This window comes from Streptomyces sp. NPDC046887 (assembly GCF_040644755.1).
Classification (GTDB): Bacteria; Actinomycetota; Actinomycetes; order Streptomycetales; family Streptomycetaceae; genus Streptomyces; species Streptomyces lichenis.
Map to the genome: position 1 here is coordinate 83,398 of NZ_JBEYXH010000031.1, position 7,721 is coordinate 91,118.

The 7,721-nt window shown below is 73.2% G+C and carries 7 protein-coding genes; all 7 read right to left on the reverse strand.

The genetic code is table 11. From position 1 onward, the window contains the following. Positions 1–189 precede the first annotated feature (189 nt). Positions 190–3,003, reverse strand: a complete 2,814-nt coding sequence (locus ABZ945_RS24635; RefSeq protein ID WP_361273326.1) for a DEAD/DEAH box helicase — start codon at positions 3,001–3,003, stop codon at positions 190–192. Between the two features lie 163 nt (positions 3,004–3,166). Next, positions 3,167–4,075, reverse strand: coding sequence for a twin-arginine translocase subunit TatC (tatC, locus tag ABZ945_RS24640; protein ID WP_361273350.1), 909 nt, complete (start codon positions 4,073–4,075; stop codon positions 3,167–3,169). Between the two features lie 98 nt (positions 4,076–4,173). Further along, positions 4,174–4,452, reverse strand: a complete 279-nt coding sequence (gene tatA, locus ABZ945_RS24645) for a Sec-independent protein translocase subunit TatA (RefSeq protein WP_361273328.1) — start codon at positions 4,450–4,452, stop codon at positions 4,174–4,176. A 252-nt stretch (positions 4,453–4,704) separates the two neighbouring features. Further along, complete coding sequence (locus tag ABZ945_RS24650; protein ID WP_361273331.1) at positions 4,705–4,902, reverse strand: hypothetical protein; 198 nt, start codon at positions 4,900–4,902, stop codon at positions 4,705–4,707. Positions 4,903–4,944: 42 nt separating this feature from the next. Continuing rightward, the gene (locus ABZ945_RS24655) at positions 4,945–5,199 is read right to left on the reverse strand and encodes a hypothetical protein (RefSeq protein WP_361273333.1); all 255 of its coding nucleotides are present in this window, start codon (positions 5,197–5,199) and stop codon (positions 4,945–4,947) included. Between the two features lie 79 nt (positions 5,200–5,278). Then, a complete protein-coding gene (locus ABZ945_RS24660; protein ID WP_248635066.1) occupies positions 5,279–6,238 on the reverse strand; it encodes a WYL domain-containing protein in 960 nt (319 codons plus the stop codon). Positions 6,239–6,441: 203 nt separating this feature from the next. Next, on the reverse strand, positions 6,442–7,398 hold the full coding sequence (locus ABZ945_RS24665; RefSeq protein WP_248635065.1) for a WYL domain-containing protein: 957 nt from the start codon (positions 7,396–7,398) through the stop codon (positions 6,442–6,444). Positions 7,399–7,721 lie beyond the last annotated feature (323 nt).

Genomic DNA, 7,721 nt, shown 5'->3' on the forward strand with positions numbered 1-7,721 from the left:
CCGTTCGCGTACGCGGGGGGGGTGCGGGGGTGCCCTGAGCGTGTACGTGGGGCAGCCCTTGCGCGCGTACGCGGTGGGGTGCGGACGCGTCCGGCCCCGCCCTCGCGTACCCGCGAACGGCCCCGCCCGGGAACCCCCGGGCGGGGCCGCGCAACCCTCGCCGGCTCGCACCCGCCGCAGGCAGGCGGCTCAGCTCACCGAGCTGTACGCCACCACCCCGCGCAGCGTCGCCTCGACCGCCTTGCGGGCGTTCTTGCCGACGGTGCTGTCCTGGCTCGGCGCCGCCGCGGCGATCTGGCCGAGCACGTCGATGACCTGCTTGCACCAGCGGACGAAGTCGCCCGCGGGCATCTCCGCCTCGCGCAGCACCTCGTCCAGCTCCTTGCCGGAGGCCCACTCGTAGGCGGCCCAGGCGAAGCCGAGGTCCGGTTCGCGCTGGCCGACGCCCTCGGCCTGGTGGATCCGGAAGTCCTCCTCCAGCCCGTCCAGCCGACCCCAGATGCGCACCATCTCGCCGAGCGCGGCCTTGGCGCCGCCGGACGGCACCTTGGGCGCCACCGCGTCGTCGGCCTGCCGCGACTCGTACACCAGGGCGGAGACGCAGGCCGCCAGCTCGGCTGGTTTCAGCCCCTCCCAGACCCCGGCCCGCAGGCACTCACTGGCCAGCAGGTCCAGCTCGCCGTAGAGCCGGGCGAGCCGCTTGCCGTGCTCGGTGACCTCGTCCTCGCGCAGATAGTCCAGCTCGGTGAGAAGGGCGACGATCCGGTCGAAGGTGCGGGCGATGGTGTTGGTGCGGCCCTCGATCCGCCGTTCCAGCTGGCGGGTGTCGCGCTGGAGGCGGTGGTAGCGCTCGGCCCAGCGGGCGTGGTCCTCCCGGTCCGAGCAGCCATGGCAGGGGTGGGCCCGCAGCTCGGCCCGCAGCCGGTTGATCTCGCGGTCGTCGGCGGCCCCGGACCGCTGCTTGCGGTGCCGCTCGGGGGCTATGTGCCCGGCCTTGGTGCGCAGCGCCGAGGCGAGGTCGCGGCGGGACTGCGGGGAGCGCGGGTTGAACGACTTGGGGATGCGCATCCGCTCCAGCGGCTCCACCGGTACCGGGAAGTCGATCGCGGCGAGCCGCTTGACCTGCCGTTCCGCGGTGAGCACCAGCGGGCGCGGGCCGTCGTAGTGGTCGAAGCCGCGGTGGCCGTTGGTCCGCCCGGCCGGGACACCCGGGTCGAGCACCAGGGCCAGCCCGGCGAACTTGCCGGTGGGCACATGGATCACATCACCCGGCTTGAGCCGCTCCAGGGCCGTCGCCGCGGCCGCCCGGCGCTGCGTCGCCCCCTGCTTGGCCAGCTCGTTCTCCCGGTCCTTGAGGTCGCGGCGCAGCCGCGCGTACTCCTCGAAGTCCCCGAGGTGGCAGGTCATGCCCTCGCGGTAGCCGTCCAGGCCCTCCTCGTTGCGCTGGACCTGGCGGGAGATGCCAACCACCGAGCGGTCGGCCTGGAACTGGGCGAAGGAGGTCTCCAGCAGCTCCCGGGAGCGGTGCCGGCCGAACTGGTCGACCAGGTTGACCGCCATGTTGTACGAGGGCTTGAAGCTGGAGCGCAGCGGATAGGTGCGGGTGCCGGCCAGCCCGGCGAGGTGCGCCGGGTCCATACCGCGCTGCCAGAGGACCACGGCGTGGCCCTCGACATCGATGCCGCGGCGGCCGGCCCGGCCGGTGAGCTGGGTGTACTCGCCGGGGGTGATGTCGGCGTGCTGCTCGCCGTTCCACTTGACGAGCTTCTCCAGCACCACGGTGCGGGCGGGCATGTTGATGCCGAGCGCCAGGGTCTCGGTGGCGAAGACCGCCTTGACCAGGCCGCGGACGAACAGCTCCTCCACGACCTCCTTGAAGGTCGGCAGCATCCCCGCGTGGTGGGCGGCGATCCCGCGCTCCAGCGCCTCCAGCCACTCGTAGTAGCCGAGGACGTGCAGGTCGCCGCGGGGGATGGAGGCGGTGCGCTCCTCGACGATCTCGCGGACCCGGCGGCGGCCCTCCTCGTCGTTGAGCCGCAGCCCGGCGTAGAGGCACTGCTGCACGGCGGCCTCGCAGCCGGCCCGGCTGAAGATGAAGGTGATGGCGGGCAGCAGCCCGTCCGCGTCCAGCCGCTCGATGACCTCGGGGCGGCCCGGCGTCCAGATCCGGGAACGCTGGCGGCGCTCCCGCTCCCGATCGGCCTCCCGGCCCCGGCGGCCGCGGGTGAGCGGCCGGGTGTTCTCCATCCGGGCGAGCCGCACCAGGTCGGGGTTGACCTCGCGGCGGGCCGAGCCTCGGCCGCCGTGGTCGGTCTCCTCCTCGAAGAGGTCGTAGACCCGGCGGCCGGCCAGCACGTGCTGCCACAGCGGCACCGGGCGGCTCTCGGAGACGATCACCTCGGTGTCGCCGCGCACGGTGTCCAGCCAGTCGCCGAACTCCTCGGCGTTGGACACCGTGGCGGAGAGCGAGACCAGGGTCACCGACTCGGGGAGGTGGATGATCACTTCCTCCCAGACGGCGCCGCGGAACCGGTCGGAGAGGTAGTGGACCTCGTCCATCACCACATACCCCAGGCCGCTGAGCGCCTGCGAGCCGGCGTAGAGCATGTTGCGCAGCACCTCGGTGGTCATCACGACCACGGGCGCGTCCGCGTTGACGCTGTTGTCACCGGTGAGCAGGCCGACCCTGCCGGGGCCGTACCGCTTGACCAGGTCGGCGTACTTCTGGTTGGACAGCGCCTTGATCGGCGTGGTGTAGAAGCACTTGCGGCCCTGCTCCAGGGCGAGGTGCACGGCGAACTCACCGACGATGGTCTTGCCCGAGCCGGTGGGTGCCGCGACGAGGACGCCCTTGCCGGCCTCCAGAGCCTGGCAGGCCTCGATCTGGAACGGGTCCAGGCCGAAGTCGTACAGCTCGCGGAAGGGGGCGAGTGCCGTGCGCTGCTCCGCGGCGCGCAGCTTGGCCGCCGCGTACGCCTCCGCGGGTGAGAGTTCGTCTGTCATCTTGTCTTCGAGACTACCCGCCGCCACCGACACTCAGCCGATCTTTAACCGACCGGTGCGGGAGGCCGGGGACACGTCCCTACGCCGCGGGGCCGCGGGTGCGCACCACCCGTGCGCTCCCGCGGCCCCGTACCGCTCGGTGCCGTGCCGTGCCCGGCCGGGCTCAGGTCACGTCGTCGTAGCCGGCGCCCAGCTGCCGCTGGGCGGCCCGGTCGCCGTCCGCCTGCTCCGGCAGCGCGGACGCGGCGGGCACCCGGCCGACGGCGGGCACCGGCTCGGGGGTGAGGTCGAGCGGGGCCGCCTCGTCGTCGGACAGCTCGGCGTCCGGGTCGGCCTTGCGTCGGCGGCGGTCGTTGAGGAAGGCGACGCCGACCGCGAGGAAGTACAGCGCGATGATCGGCACCGACAGCGCCAGCATGCCCAGCGGGTCGGTGGAGGGGGTGGCGACCGCGCCGAAGACGAAGATCCCCATGACCACGCCGCGCCACCAGCCGGCCATCCGCTTGGCGGTGACCAGGCCGGTGACATTGAGCATGATCAGCAGCAGCGGCAGCTCGAAGGCGAGGCCGAAGACCAGCACCATCCGGGTGGCGAAGTCCAGCAGGTCGTCAAGCGAGAGGAAGTTGGAGGCCACGTCGGGGGTGATGCTGATCAGCACGCCGATGCTCATCGGCATCACGATGTACGCGAGGGCGGCACCGGCCAGGAACAGCGGGACGGCCGCGCTCACGAAGTAGTAGGCGTACCGCTTCTCGTGCCGGTGCAGTCCCGGCGCGACGAAGGCCCACAGCTGGTAGAACCAGACCGGGGTGGCCGCGACCAGCCCGGCCAGCAGCACCACCTTCACCGTGGAGGTGAAGGGCGAGAGCACGCTCTGGTAGGCGAGGATGACGCACCGGCCGCCGGTGTTCTCCTGAATGGAGGTGCCCGGGGTGCAGGTCGTCACCGGTGACGCCAGGAACTCCATGAGCTGCTGGCTGAAGAAGGCGGCCACCACGGAGGTGATCGTGATCGCCAGCACGGCCTTGGCCAGCCGGTTGCGCAGCTCGCGCAGGTGCTCCGCGAGCGGCATCCGCCCCTCGGGGTCCTTCTCCCTCTTCGTGCGGGCAGGCTTGAGCAACCCACGTCCTCATCTCGTGCGGCGGGCCGGGCTTCTCGTCCCGGCCCAGGTCAGCGCTGGGTGGAGTCCGACGGCTCGGCGACCGGACGGGCGGACGTGGTGTCGCCGGGGGAGGCCTTGATCGTGCGGTGGCCGACCTGGTCGGCCGGCGGGTCGGCGGGGGCGTTCTGCTGGCCGCCCTCCGACTTCATCGCCTTCGCCTCGCTCTTGAGGATGCGGGCCGACTTGCCCAGCGAGCGGGCCATCTCCGGCAGCTTCTTGGCGCCGAAGAGGAGCACGACCACGAGCAGGATCAGGACGATCTCGGTGGCACCGATCTGATGGAACATAAGCGTGTCTACCTTCTCACCGAGGCGGCGTGGGGCGGTCGGTCGGCCGACGATCGGATGGCTGTCCGAACCACGGCCGCCAGCGATCGTAACGCGGATGGGTAAACACCGGGCAATCCCTGTGCGTACTACGCGTTCCGCCGCGTACCGCGCGCCTGCCGGGACCACCAGGCCGATCAGCCGGTCATCCAGCAGCGTACTCCGGCCCGCCGCACCCCGGGAGGGCGCGTCCGGGGGCAGGCGGAACCGCCGCTACCGCAGGGCGTCCCCGGTCCGTGCCGCGTCCGTCGCCGCCCGTTCCAGCTCCTCGGCGGCGCGGCTGATCCGCCGGCTGCCCGCCTCCACCTGCCGGCCGAGCCGCTCGGCCTCGACGAACACACGGATACCGAGGACCCCGAGCATGGCGATGCCGGCGAACCCCAGGGCGATGGCGAGCATGGGCCAGAACATGGGCAGAGCCTAACGGCCGGGGACCCGAAGGGCGGGCGCCGGTCAGGTGTGCAGGCGCAGGGTGCGCACCCCGCCGCCGGTGAGCAGCTCCACGATGCGCTCACCGGCCGGCTTGCGCACCGCGCTGGCGCACTCGGGGCAGGTGAAGGAGTAGAAGGTGGTACGGGCGCTGGCGCCGATGACCAGGCGCAGCGATCCGGCGGAGAGCTCGAAGCGGGCCCGGCACGCCGGGCACGCGGCCTTGAACAGCACCGGTCCGGCGGCCCGCACCGATCCGGCCGCACCCGTCATCAGCATTCTTTCCTCTCCTCCGCCCGCTTCCCGCCCGCTTCCCGACCGTTTCCCGCCCGTCTCCCGGCCGTTTCCCGGCCGCGGGTCAGCGGCGGTCGTCCTCGTACGCGGCCAGGGCCTCGGCGGCCGCCCGGCGGGCGCTGCCGGCCAGCTCGGGCGGGGAGACGATACGGCCTTCGGCGCCGAGCCGGAGCGCGAGCCGGCGCAGCGAGGCCGGGTCGGGGGTGCGCAGGGTGATCCGCAGCCCGCCGTCCGGCAGCTCCTCGGCACTGTCGTGCGGGTAGTACTCGGCCACCCAGCGACCACCGGTGCCGACCTCCACCACCACCTCGGGGTCGTCGGCGGAGGGCTGGACCAGGTTCTCGGAGAGGTCCCGCAGCTCGATCTCCGGCGGCTCGGAGGGCTCGTCGAGCAGGCGGATCTCGGCGACCCGGTCGAGCCGGAAGGTGCGCCGGGCCTCGGTGCGCCGGCACCAGGCCTCCATATAGGTGTGGCCGACGGCGAACAGCCGGATCGGGTCCACCTCTCGCTCGGTGAGCTCGTCGCGGGCGGGCGAGTAGTAGCGCAGCCAGAGCCGGCGCCGCTCGGAGATGGCCCGGTCCACGTCGGCGAAGACCCCGCCCTCGGACTCGAAGGTGACCGAGAGCCGGGAGCTGGCGCCGGCCGCCTCGCCGGCCGCGGCCTCCAGCTTGGCGGTGGCGCGCAGCAGCGCCTCCCGGTCGCCCTCGCGCAGCCCGGGCAGGGTGGCGACGGCCCGGGCGGCGACCAGCAGGGCGGTGGCCTCGTCGGCGGCGAGCCGCAGCGGGGCGGCCACGTCGTCCGGGTTGTGCCACCAGATCCGGTCGCCGTCGGTGTCGATGTCGAGCAGGTCGCCGCCGCGGAAGCTGGTGCCGCACATGGGCAGCACGTCCAGGTCGGAGATGAGCTCGTCCTCGGTGATGCCGAAGGCCCGGGCGACATCGGCGACGTGCGCGCCGGGGCGCTCGCGCAGATAGGTCACCAGGGAGAGCATCCGCCGGGTCTGGTCGATCGCGTTCGCGGCCATGGTCGCTTCCGTCGTCCCCTTCTCAGTCCTTCAGCCGGTCCGTTCCCGGCCGGTCAGCCTTGGCCGGTCAGCCTTGCCGGTTCATTCTCGGCCGGTCGGTCATCGACCGGTCAGCCGTCGGCCGCTCACTCCTCGGCCGATCAGTCCTCCGCCGCGGCCAGTCCTCGACCGTTCAGTCTTCGGGCCGGGCCGGTCTGGACCGATCAATCCTTGGCCACGGCGCGCAGCCGGTCCACCACATCGGCCCGCAGGTCGGCCGGTTCCAGGACGACGACGTCCGGGCCGAACTCGACGAGCCAGGCGTCCAGGCCGTGCCCGTACGGGATCTCCAGCTCGTCCCAGCCGTCGCCGAGCTCGGTCACGGCGAGGGCGCGGGCGCGCAGCGGGTAGCCGCAGCCGGTGCGCAGCCGGATGTACGCGGAGCGGGTGGCGGTCTCGCCGGCCCAGCTCTCCACGGTCTCCCGGACGGTGGAGGCGTCGGGTACGGGGGCGGTGAAGGCGCCGGCCCGGGAACGCACCCGGCCGGTGATCCGGGAGAGCCGGAAGACCCGCTCGGCGCCCCGGTCGCGGTCCCAGCCGGCCAGGTACCAGTGGCCGCGCCAGCACTCCAGGGTCCACGGTTCGACGTGCCGGGTCTCGGCCTGGGCGGCGTTGCCCTTGCGGTACTCGAAGGCGACGGGCCGCCGGTCGCGGCAGGCCAGCATCAGCGGTTCGAAGGCCGCCTCGTGGACCGGGATACGGGGTTCGAGGGCGCTGTGCGGCAGGTCGTAGGCGTCCTGGGCCTCGGGCATCCCGGCGGCGCGCAGCTTCTGCAGGGCGCCGCTCGCGGCGCCGGCCAGCCGGGCCTGCTGCCAGACCTTGGCGGCGAGCCCGAGTGCGGCGGCCTCCTCGGCGTCGAGCTGTACGGGGGGCAGCCGGTTGGAGTCGCGGCGGGCGAGGTAGCCGGTGTCGCCGTCGAGGCTCTCCACGGTCTCGATGACCAGGCCCAGTTCCCGCAGATCGTCCTTGTCCCGCTCGAACATGCGGTTGAAGGAGTCGTCGGACCCGGCCTCCAGATAGGCCTCGATCGAGCCGCGCAGTTCACGCTTGCTGAGCGGGCGCCGGGTGCCGAGGAGGCACAGCGCCAGGTTCATCAGCCGCTCGGCCTTGGCAATCGCCATCGACGCCCCGCACCTCTTCTGTTGGTTCCGCTGAGCCTGCCGCCGGGTCCCGCGGAGCCTTGCGGTTCCCCGGAGCCGCCCGGAGCCGGGCGCCCGAGGGCCGGACACCCGGAGTCATGTTTCCCGCTCAACGTACCGCCCCGGGGTGTTCGGGTGAAAGCCGAGGGCCGGGGCCGGGCGGCCCGGGCCCGCGTACCGGAGGTTTCCGGCCGGATACGGCCCCGGCCCGGCCACCGCCGCTCGAAACAGCCCCCGCCGTCCGCACGGGCGTGCCCAGGCCGAGCCCGGTGGAGCCGTCCCGCTCCCCGCTGTTGCCGCGCTCC